Below are 16,163 nucleotides of genomic sequence, written 5' to 3'. Positions count from 1 at the left end.
CCCGTCCCCCAAGGCACCTCAGCACCGGTTATTACGGTTTATTGAGCCTTGCAACAAAAGACGCTAAAAATACTGGGAGCTATAGCTTACCGCGCGTAATTTCTCGGAGAATTGAAAGCTCAGGTTTTGAAATCATTCGACTTTCAGTCGTTTTCGCAATCTTTTGTGGACCATTACAGTGCCAATGTGTATAGCACCGGCGATCCTCGTTTTCGGTAACTTCGCTCACGCGATGTCGACTGTGCGCGGGCCGACGAGCCACACGAGACTGAAAGACGGCCCATGAAATCCGCGAAATTCAAAGGACTGATGGCGCTGAGTGCGACTGCAGTATTTATGGTCAACATCCATATATACGGTCGCTTTATTTTACCTTCGTTCCAAGCAGATTTCTTCTTTTTCTTCCCACCTATTACTCCCTTTTCGGGAATATATGTGCTCTATTTCGTTTTGGCGGTTCTTCCTGGTTTGCTCATTTCGGCCAATACCACACGACCTTCTGACTATATTTTCCTTCTACTGTATTTTATCCTATATTTACCTTCGGTTGCGTTCTTCGCGATGTACAACGCTGATTTTGACACGGCCGAAACTTTCGCAACTCTAATGTTCTGCGTAAGCTTCAGCGCGATTCAACTGAAAAACCTTATTCCGGTTCGAAGCTTTACGTTTAGTCAAACTCCGTCTCGAGCCTTACGGCGAAGCGTGCTGAGCCTGTTGGTAGGCGTCCCAATATTAGCAGCACTGTTGTTTGGAGAATATAGTCTGGAAAGCCTTACCGAGAATGTCTACGAGCGCCGCCGATATATTAAGGAAGGCCTCACAGACATCCCGACATTTGTCTTTTATATCTGCAATTGGTTGGGATCGGCTATCGCACCTATCCTGACTGTAATCGGAATGGCCAGAAAGAAACCCGCTCTTGTGATTATCGGCGTAATGGCTGGAATTCTTTCCTTCGCTATCTCCACACACAAAATCAATGCGCTAACCGCTATTATTACCGGCTTGTTCTACTTCTTTCTTCGCAAAAAAGGCGGCAATGAAGCTTCACCCAAGGCTGCTATATTGTTTGTTTGTTTGTTTATTTATTTTATCCCTTGGCTGTTCAGCATGGTGTCCGGAAATATCCTTGTTCTCTGGACAACGACGTTCCGCATGGCGCTTAACAATGGCTTTTTGGCTGCGACTTATATCGAGCTGTTCTCGGAACTGCCAATGGTGTTCTACGCGGACAGTTTCCTGTCTTCTTTCTTGAATTCTCCACTTTCCCAGCCCATTTCGAGGATCGCAGGAGGCTATGTATCTACTGTCGAAGATAATAACGCCAACGCTAGTTTTTTGGCTAATGGGTTTGCCAACATGGGTACGGCCGGTATGCTCTTCGCAAGCATACAATGCATGATAGTGATGTGGCTATACGACATTGCAGCGGCACGAAAAGACCCAATGGTCGTCACGGCGCTGACCATCTCACCTGCCTTGGTCCTAGCAAACACTGCTGTGCACACTTCATTGACTTCGAATGGCATCTTGCTGCTGATTGTTATGATATGGATGATGCCCCTTGGTGGCTCTACGAAACGCAAGTCCTCCAAGCCTCAGCAGCCCATAGCGACTTTGGATCTCAGTCCATCCTCTCATGGATGAAACGGTCAGCCAACGTGACCAAGCCAAAGAGTCCAAGGTTAGATACAAGTATAATCGTAGAAATACCGCCAACCGTCGCCTTAAAATCTAGACGCCAGAAACCTGTCGCCCAATAGAGAAAGATGAAAACAACGACCGCTGCAGCATTAAACCACATGAGTAAATCTGGACGTCGCAACACATTCAGCACCGGTGAAAGAGGCGCCGCCAAGACCATTGCCCAAAATGCTGGGGCGAGTATTGAGGCTATTTCACCAGAGCTGCGCCAAGGTGCGCCAAAGACTACGGAAAAGAGCTCTGGTCCGCTCCAATATAGCGCTGCGGCCATCAGGAAACCAAGCCCCCCAAGCCCCGCAGCCGTGCGCCATAATATGCGAGTGGCTTCTCGCGGGTCAGACCGGCGCGCTGCTGAATAGTTCCCAGTGAAGACATCTCCGATCGCTTTTTGAAGAAGGCCGATAGGAGCAAATAGGACAGCAGTGGTAAGGGTAAAGTACCCTACTTGATCTACCATGAAGAACGCTCCGATCAGAAGCGGAGGAAAAGAAACCTTGAGGACGCCAAGCAGCGTAGCCGGAGTGCGGAAAACCATGAAACGCCGCCAGCCCAAAGCTGTCGATGCTGCCCGGCGCAGCGCTTTCCGATCCAATTTCGGAAGCGGCGGCGAAAGGTGCCAAAGCACCAGCGCAGTAACAAGGCGACTCCCCAACTCACTCATCACCAGACCGATCGACCCCAGACCGAGAAAGCCAAACCCAATCTGACCCCCGCCGCGCGAGAGGCCGAGAGCCAAGTGTGATCCAGCAAGCGTACGATAGGTGCGTCGACGGATTGCGGCCATCTGTTGGGCCATCACCGCAGCCACACAGGCCGCTTGCAGCGCAGTTGCCGGGGCCGTCCAAATTGGCAGCGCACCTGCTCCAAAAAGATCGAGCGCAATAAGCGCAAACATCGTGGCTCCAACCGGCACGGACATCACTGCAATACTGAGAAAGACCGCCAGTAGCAGCGTCTCGGCTTCGTCGTCATCCTTGGCTGCGAGAATAGTATCTATTAAGCCAAAATGAACGCCGATAGTCAGGATATTGGAAAAGGCCATGAACAGGCCTAGTGTGCCAAAGGCCTCACCGTCGAAAAGCCGTGTAGCGATTGGAGTTGTGGCCAATACGAACAGTTGTGCGACCCCAGCCGCGCCCCCGGTCAGGATCATGGCAGAGAATGTGCCACCCCTGAGCTTTTGTCGCAATCTCATAACACCTACCAGCCCGCCCGAGCGCGGTAGGCAACTTTGCCACCCAGAGCGATCAGCCGTCGTGGCAAGCTTTCTGCGGCGCGGCTCAATCTATCAGCGACTCGCCCCAGCCCCTCGGTATCGCGCTCAGCGGCAAGGAACGAAAGTAGTGCGATATGCACATTCTGATATCCGGGAGTGTTGTAATTCATCGCAAGGCCTGATCCCCGAGGGGCGTATTGATAAAGCGACCACCCGCCCCGCTCCCAAGCATCCGCATTGAGAGCCACTGTTTTCAACAATTCCTGCAACAGCGCACCTGCGCCAGATTCGGGTGCGATCCTGTCCAGATCATGCAAACCCACCATCGCATAAAGACAGCCGTTCAACACGTGCCGATGCGTCGTTCCGGGATACTCCTCCAAGAAATACGCGCCATTTGGCAACTTGCTAAAGACACCCCCGTCCGCCACCGGGCGGGTCAGCGGTGCAAGCGCCGCCACAGCCACATCTCGGTAATGCTCCGCACCGGTCTCCACGTAGGCACGGGCCAATACCGATATCCCTTCGCCTTGGGCTATGCATGAGAGCCACGGTGCTTCTAGCCCAACACTTGTCAAACTGAAATGATGCAGAAAAAGTCCATCCTCGTGAGCAACGAACCAATCGGCAGCCTTGAAGAAGTCGTCCTTCCGCGTGGTGTCTCCAGCCTTCCAAGCCTGCCAACAGGCAAAGCCGTAAGCCGCCACCCGAGATGGCAAATAATGCACCCCGATCGAGTTTGCGAAGTTCTTCATAGGCACACCATCGCCGTCCCGCGGCTCAAAGTATGCGGTCGGATCGTCGAGCATGAAAAGGCAATTCAACGGATAGGGCCAATCACCGTCTTTTGGTGCATCGCGAGGAATATATGCGCTGCCGGTAATGTACTCGCCCATGTCACCCAGAAGCTTTTTCAGCGGTTTACGCGGCATCTGTAATCCTTTGACGCGATGCCGAGCCGAGGAGGTTCTCGTACATCGCAATCAGTTTTCCTTCTTCACGCGCCCAATTGCGCTCCGCTTCGACGAATTGACGCCCGCGCGCGCCCGAAGCCTCTGACACATCAGGATGATCAACGGCACGCAGAATCGCCTCGGAGATGCTATGCGGGTCGCTCTCATCAACCAGTTGGCCACAATCGGCAGCTTCAACCAGCACACGCCAATGTGGAAAATCAGACGCAATCAGCGGCAGCCCTGCCGAAAGGACCTCAAAAAATTTGTTCGGCTCGGAATTCACCACGTTGGCTGTTGGCTGATAGACTACGAGGCCCGCCCGAGCGCGCGCGAATTCCCGCGCGACCTGATCACGACCCACCCAACCGATGAAATCAACGTATTCAGCTCCAGGCAATCCGCGTGCAGTCTGTTCTTCAGCTTCAGAAGCAAACTCCCCGCCAAGTGTTAAGCGGATTCCATGTCCCTCGGGCAAAATCCCCATGGCGCGAATCATCTGCTCAACGCCGTTAAAGGGCGCAAGACCGCCGATGTAAACAATCCGTCTATCACGCTGGCTGAAGGTAGGAGCATTCAGGCTAGCCAATTCTCCCAGTATAGGGACATTTCGTAAGAGCACCGGATCGAAGCCTGCGAAATTCCTTTCTATCCCAGAAGTTGCAACGACGATGCGACTGCAGGCGCGCGCTGCGACACCCTCAACAGCGCGCACCACAATCTTCAGTGGTCGGATGCAGGCGCGGGGCAAATAAGCTTTGTCATCGAGATCCGCCGCAACGTCCTCGTGACAATCATAGATCACTTTCGCGCCAAACAACCGAAGTAGAATACCCGCCCAAAGTAATTCTATATCGTGGAGATGAACGATCTGCGCACGTTCCTCACGCGCCACTCTGAAAGCGTGCCACACACCGAGGGTCATCCGTTTTATACGCGAACCATAGCGGGGCAGCGCTCGAATGCGCACCCCGTCACGAGTTTCATCCACTTCCCCACGCTGGGCCAGCGCAACGTCAAAACCTGCCTTGGCCAGAGAGACGCACTGCTTGTGAAAGATACGCACGTCGAAAGGATTGTGTACCGTGGTCAGATGTAGGGCCTTAGGTTTCTTTCCCATATCTCATCCCCCGGTCTGATCGAACATCCGAGCCCCAGTCTCAATTTCTTGAGCCCCAGGCGGCGGGGCCGCGGGAAGGGGAGCGTCGCGACGGCAGACTTCAATCAATTTGGGATCGGCCCCACCGCGCTCCAACAGCGCGACGACGCCGCTGATCGCCTTCGGCTTGTCGAGGATCGCCATGACCGTCAGCCAGCAGATGCGAATATCCATTCCCAGCGTCATGTTGTCGATATACCAAAGGGCCAGACGGTTCTTCCAAGGACGGATGATCTGGTTGTAAAGCAGGTCCGGATGGTCGGCACCATCGAGGATTTCGCCCTCATCCGAGAACACGATCGAAGATAGGTCGGTGATGCCAGGGCGGACCGAAAGGATCGTGTGTTCGGTTGGTGTATACAGCTCAACGCCCCAGCTCCAAGTGTTGGGGCGCGGACCGACGGCGGACATGTCGCCTTTGAGCACGTTGAGAAACTGCGACAGTTCGTCGATCTTGAACTTGCGGATGAACCGCCCGACCCGGGTGATGCGGTTGTCATGGGCGCCGGTGGAATTCACCCCCGAGCTTTCGGCCCTGACGATCATTGAGCGCACCTTGATCATAGTGAAGCTGTCACCACCGCGTCCGATCCGGCGGGCCATGTAGAAAGGCGAATGACGATCCTGCAACCAGACCAGCAGCAGCGAGACCAGTAACACCGGTCCCGCCAAAATCAGCGCCAACAGCGATGCCACGATATCGAACAACCGTTTGAGAGGATAGCTGTTGCGCTCAGCGACGGTGACGGACGCGTCTGAAGGGGTGAGATCGGTCACGACAGTGCCTTTCGCACCATACCCGCGACTGCATTCGCATCCATGCCATATTCTGTGCGCAGGTAATCCTGGTCGCCGACCACGCTGGGATAGATGTCCTGTAGCCCCATGCGACGGAAGAAGCCGGGCGCACAGCCTGCCTCCAAGAGGGTTTCGGCCACCGCGCCGCCCAACCCACCTATCACGGAATGCTCCTCGAGCGTCACGACACCGCCGGTCTCGCGCGCGGCGGCCACGATTTCGTCTGTGTCCAACGGTTTGAGCGTGTGGATACCGACGACGCGTAGCGAGATGCCGTCCTTCTCCAGCATTTCGGCCGCAGCCAGCCCTTCGGACAGGATCGCGCCGATACAGAAAATGGTAGCGTCGCTTCCGTCGCGCACCCGTCGCGCTTTGCCGATCCGTACGCTGTCACGGTCTTCGGGCAGACCTGCCTTGCCTTTGTCGATGCGCAGATATTTCGGCCCCTTGAGTTCCGCCATCTGACGGCCCAACACCTCGGCCTCCCAAGGGTCGGTGGGGGCGATAACCGTCATGTTCGGCAACGCCCGGAGGATCGCCAGGTCTTCGGTCGCGAAATGCGACACACCGAGCTGGCCATAGGAAAACCCGCCACCAATTGACACCACCGTCACGTCGGCGTCGTGATAGCACACGTCGTTGCGGATCTGTTCGAGACAGCGCAGCGTCGTGAAATTGGCGATCGAATAGGTGAAGGCGCGGTAGCCTTCCATAGCCATGCCACAGGCCATCGCCGTCATGTTTTGTTCGGCAACGCCGGCATTGACAAATTGGTCGGGAAACCGTTGCGAGAATTCGGTGAGAACGCCAAATCCCAGATCACCGGTGATCAGCATTACACCGGCATCCTCGGCGGCTTGCCGGGTCAGCTCCTTGAGAAAGGCATCACGCATCGGGCTCAAATCTCCTGTCGCTGGCTGCAAAGCGGTCAAGCTCGGCGGCAGCATCTTCATATTCCTGTCCTTGAGCATTTCGGTAATGCCACAGGACCGAATCCTCCATAAAGCTCACGCCTTTGCCCTTGGTGGTATGGCAAATCACGACACCCGGAGTAAGGGCGATATTGGCAGCCTCAAAGGCATTGAAGAGCGCCTCGTGATCGTGACCGTCTGCCTCTTCGACATGCCAGCCGAACGCACGCCATTTGTCTGCGAACGGCTCGAGCGCTAGGGTCTCCGACACCGGTGCCAGCGACTGGATCTTGTTGTAATCCACCGCCACAGTCAGGTTCGACAACTTGTGATGGGCGGCAAACAGTATTGCCTCCCAGTTCGAGCCTTCATCGCATTCCCCGTCCGAGAGGACTGCGTAGACCCGGTGGCTCTTGCCTTGGCGACGTGCGGCGAGCGCCATCCCCGTCGCCACACCAAGACCATGCCCGAGTGAGCCGGTCGACAGCTCCACCCCCGGAACACCCTTATGGCTGACATGGCCCGAAAAAACCGACCCGTTCTGGTAATGGTCTTTGAGGCGGCCCGGGTCGAAAAAGCCGAATTCGGCCAGCGTGGCATAGACCGCGGCCCCGGCATGGCCTTTCGAAAGAATGAACCGGTCTCGGTTTGCCGACCGGGGGTCAGCAGGATCATAGGTCATCATGTGCCCATAGAGCACTGTCACGATATCGGTCATCGAAAGTGCCGAGCCGACATGCGAACTTTTTCCCCGGCTGGTCATGTCGAGAACATGCCTGCGCACGCGATGCGCTGCTTCTCTTACCGAGTCGAAATCAGGACTGTTTGTCACTGCTGTTTTTCCTTCCTGATCCATAATGGTCAGCCTCCTCAATCGAGAATGGCAAAACCGATATACGGGTCAAATTCCAGCCGCTCGATGCGCAGTGGGCGCTTGGCGTGGGCCTCGAGCATTGCGAGCGTCTCGCCAGGCCAGAGCGGGTTGTCCAACTCGTCAAAGGCCAGCACCGCTCCTTTGGGCATGCGCGGCAGAAAATGCTCCAGTGCGACCTTGGTTGGTTCGTAAAGGTCGAAATCCATGTAAAGAAGCGAGATCAGCAAATGCGGGTTATCTTCGACGAATTGCGGTATCGTTTGGGTCGCGTCACCGCGCACCAAATTGACCTTGTTTACATGGCCGATGAATCGCGTGCTGTCATAGATGTCGATAAGATCCGAAAGCTCATCATGCACGTCGGCCTTAAGGTCGCCCTCCTTGACATGCATTGAACTGGCAGAGCGGTCCTTTTCGCTGACGCCGGGAAACCCTTCGAATGTGTCAAATCCATAGATGCGACGCGTCAGGTTCACTGGCTCCATGATGGCAGAGAACTTGGCCCAGCTCATTAGCCCGAACCCATGATTCACGCCGCATTCAACGATTGATCCCTTGACCGGCAAAACTTTCTTGAAAATCTCGTAAAGTGCAAGAAAACGGGTTATGTTCTGCCGCCGCACATACTTGGGAAAATTCTCCATCTTGGTTTCCCAAGGCGACGGGTTGGCTTCAAAAAGGGCTTGGTTGCGCGTTCCTTCTTGCGCTTCGGCATCGGTGCGCAGACCGCCCGCGACATTGATTGGTTTTTGGCTCATAGAGTTCGGTGACCACTTTAAATTGAGTTGCGTTGGTAAAAGTCGAGAACTGCGTCGCACACATGATCAACATCCGCGTCACTGAGAAGATGATGCATTGGCAACATCATGTAACGGCGAGACATCTCTTCGGCATAAGGCGCGTCTACGCGTAGGTTCAGATCATCAAACTGGTGCACCATCCAGCCGCCCCATTGAATGATGGTCCCAACACCTTTTTGCGACAAGTGCTCTCGTAGTGCATCCCGACGATCGGCTTGGATCTCGTAGTTCTGGTAGATATCGAAGCGATTGGGGTCGGCTTCAGGACCCGGCGGCAGAAGTAAGCCCTCAATACCAGAAAGCCGCTCGGTATAGCGGGCCGCAATCTCGCGGCGCCGGGCCACATAGGCATCATAACGCGCCAGCTTAACGTCAAGAACCGCAGCCTGGATGTTGTCAAGCCGACCGTTATGACCGAACATCGTGACCTTGCCGTCCGGACCCCGACCATGATCACGCATCTGCCGGATCATCGCCGCGACCTCATCGCTGTCGGTCACAACCGCGCCACCATCTCCAAAGCAGCCCAGAGTCTTAGCCGGATAAAAACTATATGATCCGGCCACGCCAAAAAGGCCCGCAGGCGTGCCCTTATACCGCGCCCCTAGCGCCTGGCAGCTATCCTCAACAATCTTTAGCCCATGTTCGTCGGCCAGCGCACAAAGCGCATCCATGTCGCACGTTCGTCCGTTCAATTGCGTCGGCATGATCGCCTTGGTCTTGTCCGTAATCATGCTACGGGCGCTTTCGGGATCCATCATACTGTCCGAAAGACAGTCGCAGACGACCGGGGTAGCACCAGCATGATGCACCGCCGCAGCGGTGGCAACAAACGTATGAGAGGATACAATGACCTCATCACCATCCCCGACCCCTGCTGCCCGCAGGGAAAGGATGAGTGCAGCAGTCCCGTCCGCAGCTCCTATTGCGTGCTTACATCCCAGATAATCGGCTAAGTGCTGCTCAAAATCCAACAGGTCTTTCTGCATGATGAAAGCACCACGCGAGAGCGCATTCTTCATCACTGAAAGGTATTGTTCGGCATCTTCTTCAAACAAACCAGGATAGTTGAAGAAAGGTATATCCCTATGTGTCTGCATGCCACGAATCCTCTGGCCGACTTTCAAAATTCACTCGATGCTCTAACGAATATCGGCTCCAAAGAACAGACCCTTTAAGGCCGTGAATATCACCGCATCGCGATGACACGCTCTATATGCTTCGCATAGTCGATGTAGTTGGCATCACGGTCGAAAAAACGATCATAAGCTACCCGTATATTACCGCGCATACGGGTCCGCAGAGCATCATCGAGCGTCAATTTGGAGATGGCCTCCGCTAGGCCGAGAGCATCACCACCGCGCACGTTCATGCCTGCCTCGTTTTCGGTCAGAAGGTCAGCCAAGTCCCCAGTCGCGCAATTTATAATCGGGATACCGCTAGCCAAATAGGAAAATGCCTTATTGTTAAAGGCCGGCGAAGGAAAATTCATCAAAAGAAGCCCGACGTCCGAAGCCCTCAAGATCGCAGCCATTTCATTCGATTTCAACCAACCGGCCAGAGCCACGTTCTCGTGTTTGGCCGCTCGCGTTCGCACCCTGTCGGCATCAACGCCCCCCCCGCCGATGATAAAAGAAGCACGGTCCAGCGCCGGGTCGTTACGCTTTTTCAGAATATCGAGTGCATCAAGTAGTATCAGCGGATGCTGGGTCCGGTTGAATGTCCCGGTAAAAGAGAAAACGATCCGTCCTTCTGTCGCTTGTATTGCCGCGGCCGCGTCCGAAGCCGGATCAATATCGGGCACCGGGGCTTCTCCAAAATTCTTTTCCGCCGTTGTGAGATAGAAAACCCGATCTTCTTCACCCGAAGGCCGCCCTGCGCGCTCCAAACCCCACTCGACCATTGAACCCATCATGCCCACGATCGCATCGGCATCGCCCAAGGTTCGAGCAGCCCGCCGTCGTTCCGACAAAAGTGCCAACCGGACCATCGCGCGAAGCATCGGCTGTTGAGCGTAATCAATAAAGATGTCGGGCCATTTGTCCCGCACATCCACAATCGCCGCTGTCCGGGCACGTCGCGCGAATTTCACAAGCGCGTCGGCGGTCAGGTGATCAGGTATGGATGCGACAACGGCATCGGGTGCCGGCAAGTCAGAAGCCTGCCGCAAAAAATCTCGCCCACAGAGCCAGTGGTCAAGGAACCGGCGGGGCGACATGTTTTTGCTGTAACCACACCCCTTCATGAAGCGCACTTCGAGGCCGTTATCCATGATGAAGGGTCCGCCGTGCGCTTCGCGCCATTCAGGCCGCCATTTTTTATGTATGTGATCATAGGCCGAAGTCCACATGACCACCTCGTGACCGCGCTTCAACAACGCGTCACACAGAAGCATCGAACGAGTGTTTTGCGCGTCATCAAGTCGCTGGCCAATCACCGAAGTCCAAATTCGCAAGTTCTTTCCCCTGCTATTGCCTGATATCGTAGTATCCCAGCGCTCGAACCCCTAGGCGGGGGTATTTTTCGCCCTCCCCAACGAGCCGAAAACCTGCCTTTTCAATAACCCGGCAGGAGGCGGCGTTGGCTGCATCCGTCAAATACCAGAACGTGCGGTCAGGCTTCTCAAGCCGGTCGACGATCTCCACAATCGCTCTGGTGGCCAGCCCCGACCCTGCGGCCTCGGGCGCGGTGGCGGTTGCCCCAATCTGCAGGTCCTCCGGCTTCATAAATGGAAAGCGCATGAAACCAGGAAAAACCGACGAAATATGCGCTGGCGGTGTCCCTTCCTTTGCCAGCAGCATCGCCGAATAGTCATCATTGGCGAAAAGGCCTAGGCGGTGCATGGCACCATAGATGTGATAAGCTACTCCGGAGGCCGCAGGCGGAATTATACTCCCACCGCTGGGACGCCAGAGCGTTGCTTCATAATCCGGGCACCGGGCCCGCGCCTGCGACAGCAGCGAGGGGTCCAACTTGTTGGATGAATAAAAAAGGACCGGCACCGCGTCGTTCTCAGGCTACAGCGGCTTGCAGCGCACTTTTCAACGCGTCAATCACGCGGCCCTGATCATCTGCTGATAGATAGGGATGCATTGGCAGGCTAAGAACGCGATGAGACAGATCCTCACTCGTCTTCAGACCGCTGGGATCACAGGGGAATTCTTTGTAGGCGGTTTGCATGTGCAGCGGCATCGGATAATATACAACGCTGGGAACCCCAGCGTCGCTCAGAGCCGATTGCACTGCAGTCCGACTCTGCCCATTGCGCAGCTTGAGCGTATATTGCGCCCAGACCGACTTCTGTCCTTCCGGTACTAAGGGAACTTCCACCAGCTCGCGCAGTTCGGTGCTGTAACGTTCGGCCACCTTTTGTCTGGCCTCGATCTCATCGCCATACACGGCGAGCTTTTCCAGCAAGATAGCGGCCTGCAAGGTGTCAAGACGCGAGTTGAGTCCGATCCGCACGTTGTCATACTTGTCGTTGCCTTTGCCATGGACGCGCAAGCTCTCTAAAAGCGCGGCATAGTCATCATCATTAGTAAAGACGGCACCGCCATCACCATAGCAACCCAAGGGCTTGGCAGGGAAAAACGATGTTGTCGCAATATCTCCAATCGCACCGGTCGTACGGCCCTTGTAGGTTGCGCCGAACCCTTGAGCGCTGTCACCCAGTATTTTCAAGCCCTCTGCAGCGGCAATGGCTTCGATCGCTGTGTAGTCGGCAGCCAAACCGAACAAATCCACTGGAATAACCGCAGTTGGTCTCAACCCATTCGCCTTGGCGTGTTCGATCGCCCGCTCCAGACTGCTGACATCAATGTTGAATGTCCGCGGATCCACGTCCACGAAAACCGGAACCGCGCCCGTGGCGGGAACAACTTCGGCCGTGGCCGCGAATGTGAAGCTGGGACAGAACACCGCGTCACCCTGACCAACCCCCAAAGCCATAAGCGCCAGTTGCAGCGCATCCGTTCCATTGGCACAGCCAAGAACATGGCGCGCGCCACAAAATTCGCTCAGACCGGCCTCAAGTTCTTTGACCTCTGGGCCCATGATGTATTTGCCGTGCGCCAAAACACCCTGAATGCGGGTGTCCAGCTTGTCTTTGATACGCGCCTGCTGAGCGCCCAAGTCGATGAATTGCATAGAATCAGATCTCCAAGCCTTCTGATTGAATATCAGTCTGTTAGCGGACGCAGAGCATCAGGTCCGACTTGCTCATATCGCTCGCCGGTTCGCGGGCAAACAAGGTTCTCGTTAAGCCGGTCGCCAGTCCGACTCACCCAGCCGATCCGCCGCGCCGGTGTGCCTATTACAAGAGCATAATCAGGCACGTCACGTGTCACTACGGCTCCTGCCCCGACCATGCAATATTTGCCTAGGGTGTTGCCGCAAACGATGGTGGCATTTGCACCAATTGTAGCACCCTCGCGCACCAACGTCTGGCCAAACTCGTCCTTTCGTTCGACCTCTGCCCGTGGCGTCAGCACGTTTGTGAACACGCACGACGGCCCACAGAACACTCCTTGCTCCAAAATGACACCGCGATAAAGCGCAACGTTATTCTGGATTTTGCAATTGTCACCGATGGTCACATCCGGGCCGGCCATTACGTTTTGACCAAGCACACAATTGCGTCCGATCGTGGTATTTGGCAGCACATGAACGAAATGCCATATCTTCGTGCCTAACCCGATTTCGACCTTGTCGTCCACATAGGCGCTTTCATGTACAAAGGCTGTATTATCGTTCATTTCACGCTCTCAATGAGGTTTGCAGGGCCGATTCAGCTTGCTCCAAAGCGCGCAATACACGTAACCCCTCGGTTCCATCGGTTCGCGGCGACCTGCCGTTTTCGGCACAATCGAGAAAATGACGACACTCCTCCTTGAGGGGTTCGCCAGGTGCGACTGCAATACACTGCGCATCGGCCTTACGCGGAACCGGTACCGCACCGGAATAGTCGATCGTGTGATCATAGATTTTGAGTTTCTCACCCCATTCGGAGGCAGAATCCTCGAAAACCGCCATCGCCTTTTCGCCGACAACCACCAGGCGGTGTTCCTTGAACGGATGTAGCCAGCTGGCCTGAACGTGCCCACGAACTCCGGACGGGAACACGAACTGTACAGTTGCCCAGTCCGCCAAATCAGCTGTTACAAAAGCCGCCCCCTGCGCTGTCACCGTGCTTGGTTCTTCACCAGCCAACGACAGGATCATCGAAAAGTCGTGCGGCGCGAAAGACCAAAGAACATTTTCCTCGACCCGGAATTTACCTAGCGACATGCGGTTGGAATAAATATACCGCAGGGGCCCGAGTGTCCCTGACTCCACGATTTCTCGCAAGCGTAGGAAAACCGGGTGGTATTGCAATAGGTGCCCGACCATAAGGACACGCTCGGCACTGGCCGCTTCTTTGATCACAGCCTCTGCGTCGGCGATCTCCAAGGATAACGGCTTTTCGACATAAACATGCTTGCCGGCCTTTATCGCACGCGAGGCAAGCGCAGCATGGGTTTCCGCCGGGGTTGCTAGGGAAACGGCCTGAATCGTGTTATCGGCCAGCACCTCGTCCAAGGTGCGCACGGGCACGGAATACTGCTCTGAAAAAGCGTTTGCCGTATCGGGGTTCCCGTCGACCACCGCCGCCAACGCCCCCAGTTCCGCGAAATTTCGTGCCAGGTTCTTGCCCCAGTAACCGCAACCAATCTGTGCGACCTTGATCGTATTCATATGTTTGTCCCGCGTAAGTTTTTTGCTGACAAAAGAGGCGGATTGACCACTCTTTCGTTGCAAGTCTAGAAGGCCTCGGATTGATTGTCCTGCGGACCCTTTTCCTTAAAATCTCTGATTATCGGCATGAACCTTTAAAGCCTTCAAACAAATTGTCCAGTATGGCATCTGCGGCGTGCCCGTTGCCATAGGGCTGCGTCGAGGTGTCTCCGGCGGTGCCCTCGATTCGGTGCGCGACATCAACCAGTGCCTTAGCATTGTCCGGACGTACCATATGTGCCCAGCCCAGATCGACGAGTTCCGTCCATTCGGTCTGTTCGGTTCGCATCACGACCACCGGCGTGCCGTGGAAATAGGCTTCTTTTTGAACCCCTCCGCTATCTGTCATGACAACTGACGCTCCCCGGAGCATACAAATCATGTCGAAAAATCCGATCGGATCAATCAGGGTAATACCTTTTGTCATCTCGTCGAACCTGCCAATTGCCTGAAGGCATTTACGAGTCCGCGGATGCAATGGCAAAACCATAGGTTTTTCTTCGGCGAGCGCGCGCAAAGCGTCGAATATCCCTGTCAGGCGCGACATGTTGTCGGTATTTTCTTGCCGGTGGGTCGTACAAAAACGGAAATCGCCCGAAACGAGGTTTAAGCGGTCAAGAATATCCGATTTCTGCTCAGCCTCGGCACCATAAACCAGCGCCGCATCATACATCACATCGCCGGAGAGGACGACATTTTCGGGATCGATACCTTCTTGACGCAGGTGTTCTACGGCCGCCTCGGTCGGCGCAAAAAGCCACGACGACACATGATCCGTGACCACGCGATTTACTTCCTCTGGCACGCGCCGGTCGAATCCTCGCAGGCCGGCCTCGATATGAGCCACCGGGATATTCAACTTCGCAGCAGCCAACGCACCTGCCAATGTCGAATTCGTATCTCCATATACGATCAGTATGTCGGGCTTTTCATCAATCAACACCGTCTCGATCGCCTCAAGCTGCCTCCCGGTCATAGCGCCATGTCCGACGCCGCCAATCCCCAAATGATACTTTGGAGCGGGGATGCCCATTTCCTTGAAAAAAACGTCGGACATGTTGTCATCGTAATGCTGCCCAGTATGGACCAGAACTTCTTCCATATCGGTTCGGGAAAGAATGCGCCGCGACACGACCGCTGCCTTAATGAATTGCGGTCGCGCTCCGATGATCGTTACAATTTTCATGAACCCTCCAATAAAAATAGGCAACTCCGATCAATTAGCATCGGAGGCGTAGTTTACTCCTGGCAAGCTATTCCAAAACAAGGTCTGGAATCAGTCTTTAGGCCGCGATCCAGCTTGTCGGTATTTTCTACGAAGAACGCAACAGCTGCACGACGCTATGGGCATAAAGACCCCCCCTCATGTGTGTCGACGACGCGTATGGGTGACTTTGCCTCGTCACGCCAAATCATCGTAGCAGCAATCATGGGATCATGAATATCCAAGCCTTCTCTACAGAACCTTGCAAGCGCTTCGAGGTTGAATTGAAGCATCGATCAAAGGCAAACACGCCCAAAGGTCGCGTCTCCCGCTGCATTCCGCGAATTTCTGTGTCTCAGGATTCTCTCATAACACTTCAACCAACAGACACAGACATAATCCAATCAAGGCTCAGGCGTTTGCAGAGAAATAGTAAGGCTGAAGACCATAAAGCAATTCCCAGCTCGCTCCACCAGACACAACGCTGCCGTGCCTCAAAATTGACAGGTTATTATTGAAGCGAGCCAGGTACATAAAGATTCAATAGGCAGCGTCTTGTTTCGATGACGGTCAAACGCGGTATGAAGGATGATACAGGAAGAGCTCAAACCGGTGCGGCAGTTTTTTGGCTTCTAAATGTCGGCAAGGCAAGATTTCGAGTACCCAAACCGCTTCACCTTATGTTGTTCGGGGGGTCTTACACGGTGAAATCTGACTCGGCAAAAGCCTCTGTTCGGCTGCATCGCCCAACGACATGCAGGAACCGAAG

At 54.9% G+C, this 16,163-nt stretch carries 15 protein-coding genes; 1 reads left to right on the top strand and 14 read right to left on the bottom strand.

Annotation, left to right across the window (positions count from 1 at the left end; genetic code table 11):
• Window positions 1-282 precede the first annotated feature (282 nt).
• On the top strand, window positions 283-1,650 hold the full coding sequence (locus V8359_RS17130; protein ID WP_336430311.1) for a hypothetical protein: 1,368 nt from the start codon (window positions 283-285) through the stop codon (window positions 1,648-1,650).
• Here the strand turns inward: V8359_RS17130 and V8359_RS17125 are convergent.
• The 14 genes from V8359_RS17125 to wecB form a co-directional block, all read right to left on the bottom strand.
• Window positions 1,628-2,902, bottom strand: a complete 1,275-nt coding sequence (locus tag V8359_RS17125) for an oligosaccharide flippase family protein (RefSeq protein ID WP_336430310.1) — start codon at window positions 2,900-2,902, stop codon at window positions 1,628-1,630. The two genes, V8359_RS17130 and V8359_RS17125, sit on opposite strands and share 23 nt — an antisense overlap.
• 5 nt (window positions 2,903-2,907) lie before the next feature.
• Window positions 2,908-3,855, bottom strand: a complete 948-nt coding sequence (locus V8359_RS17120; RefSeq protein ID WP_336430309.1) for a D-glucuronyl C5-epimerase family protein — start codon at window positions 3,853-3,855, stop codon at window positions 2,908-2,910.
• Window positions 3,845-4,996: a glycosyltransferase family 4 protein gene (locus V8359_RS17115; RefSeq protein WP_336430308.1), complete on the bottom strand. Its 1,152-nt coding sequence runs from the start codon at window positions 4,994-4,996 to the stop codon at window positions 3,845-3,847. The genes V8359_RS17120 and V8359_RS17115 overlap by 11 nt, the downstream gene beginning before the upstream one ends.
• A 3-nt stretch (window positions 4,997-4,999) precedes the next feature.
• On the bottom strand, window positions 5,000-5,812 hold the full coding sequence (locus V8359_RS17110; RefSeq protein ID WP_336430307.1) for a sugar transferase: 813 nt from the start codon (window positions 5,810-5,812) through the stop codon (window positions 5,000-5,002).
• Window positions 5,809-6,726, bottom strand: a complete 918-nt coding sequence (locus V8359_RS17105; protein ID WP_336430306.1) for a transketolase family protein — start codon at window positions 6,724-6,726, stop codon at window positions 5,809-5,811. The genes V8359_RS17110 and V8359_RS17105 overlap by 4 nt, the downstream gene beginning before the upstream one ends.
• Window positions 6,719-7,576 carry a transketolase gene (locus tag V8359_RS17100; RefSeq protein ID WP_336430304.1) on the bottom strand — a complete coding sequence of 286 codons (858 nt, stop codon included), beginning with the start codon at window positions 7,574-7,576 and terminating at the stop codon, window positions 6,719-6,721. Before V8359_RS17100 ends, V8359_RS17105 begins: the two co-directional genes overlap by 8 nt.
• Before the next feature lie 38 nt (window positions 7,577-7,614).
• Entirely contained in the window at window positions 7,615-8,376 is a 762-nt protein-coding gene (locus V8359_RS17095; RefSeq protein ID WP_336430303.1) for a class I SAM-dependent methyltransferase, read from the bottom strand.
• A gap of 17 nt (window positions 8,377-8,393) precedes the next feature.
• A complete protein-coding gene (locus V8359_RS17090; protein WP_336430302.1) occupies window positions 8,394-9,518 on the bottom strand; it encodes a DegT/DnrJ/EryC1/StrS family aminotransferase in 1,125 nt (374 codons plus the stop codon).
• An 89-nt stretch (window positions 9,519-9,607) separates the two neighbouring features.
• Window positions 9,608-10,873: a glycosyltransferase gene (locus tag V8359_RS17085; protein ID WP_336430301.1), complete on the bottom strand. Its 1,266-nt coding sequence runs from the start codon at window positions 10,871-10,873 to the stop codon at window positions 9,608-9,610.
• Window positions 10,874-10,886: 13 nt separating this feature from the next.
• Window positions 10,887-11,261, bottom strand: a complete 375-nt coding sequence (locus tag V8359_RS17080; protein ID WP_336430300.1) for a GNAT family N-acetyltransferase — start codon at window positions 11,259-11,261, stop codon at window positions 10,887-10,889.
• A gap of 169 nt (window positions 11,262-11,430) precedes the next feature.
• Entirely contained in the window at window positions 11,431-12,564 is a 1,134-nt protein-coding gene (locus tag V8359_RS17075) for a DegT/DnrJ/EryC1/StrS family aminotransferase (protein ID WP_336430299.1), read from the bottom strand.
• 32 nt (window positions 12,565-12,596) lie between these two features.
• Window positions 12,597-13,172 carry an acyltransferase gene (locus V8359_RS17070; protein WP_336430298.1) on the bottom strand — a complete coding sequence of 192 codons (576 nt, stop codon included), beginning with the start codon at window positions 13,170-13,172 and terminating at the stop codon, window positions 12,597-12,599.
• 1 nt (window position 13,173) lies between these two features.
• The gene (locus V8359_RS17065) at window positions 13,174-14,151 is read right to left on the bottom strand and encodes a Gfo/Idh/MocA family protein (protein ID WP_336430297.1); all 978 of its coding nucleotides are present in this window, start codon (window positions 14,149-14,151) and stop codon (window positions 13,174-13,176) included.
• A 118-nt stretch (window positions 14,152-14,269) separates the two neighbouring features.
• On the bottom strand, window positions 14,270-15,376 hold the full coding sequence (wecB, locus tag V8359_RS17060; protein WP_336430296.1) for a non-hydrolyzing UDP-N-acetylglucosamine 2-epimerase: 1,107 nt from the start codon (window positions 15,374-15,376) through the stop codon (window positions 14,270-14,272).
• Between the last annotated feature and the right edge of the window lie 787 nt (window positions 15,377-16,163).

It is taken from the genome of Roseovarius sp. E0-M6 (genome assembly GCF_037083845.1).
Classification (GTDB): domain Bacteria; phylum Pseudomonadota; class Alphaproteobacteria; order Rhodobacterales; family Rhodobacteraceae; genus Roseovarius.
The sequence above is the reverse complement of the archived record's forward strand: the minus strand, read 5'-3'. Positions and strand labels throughout refer to the sequence as shown.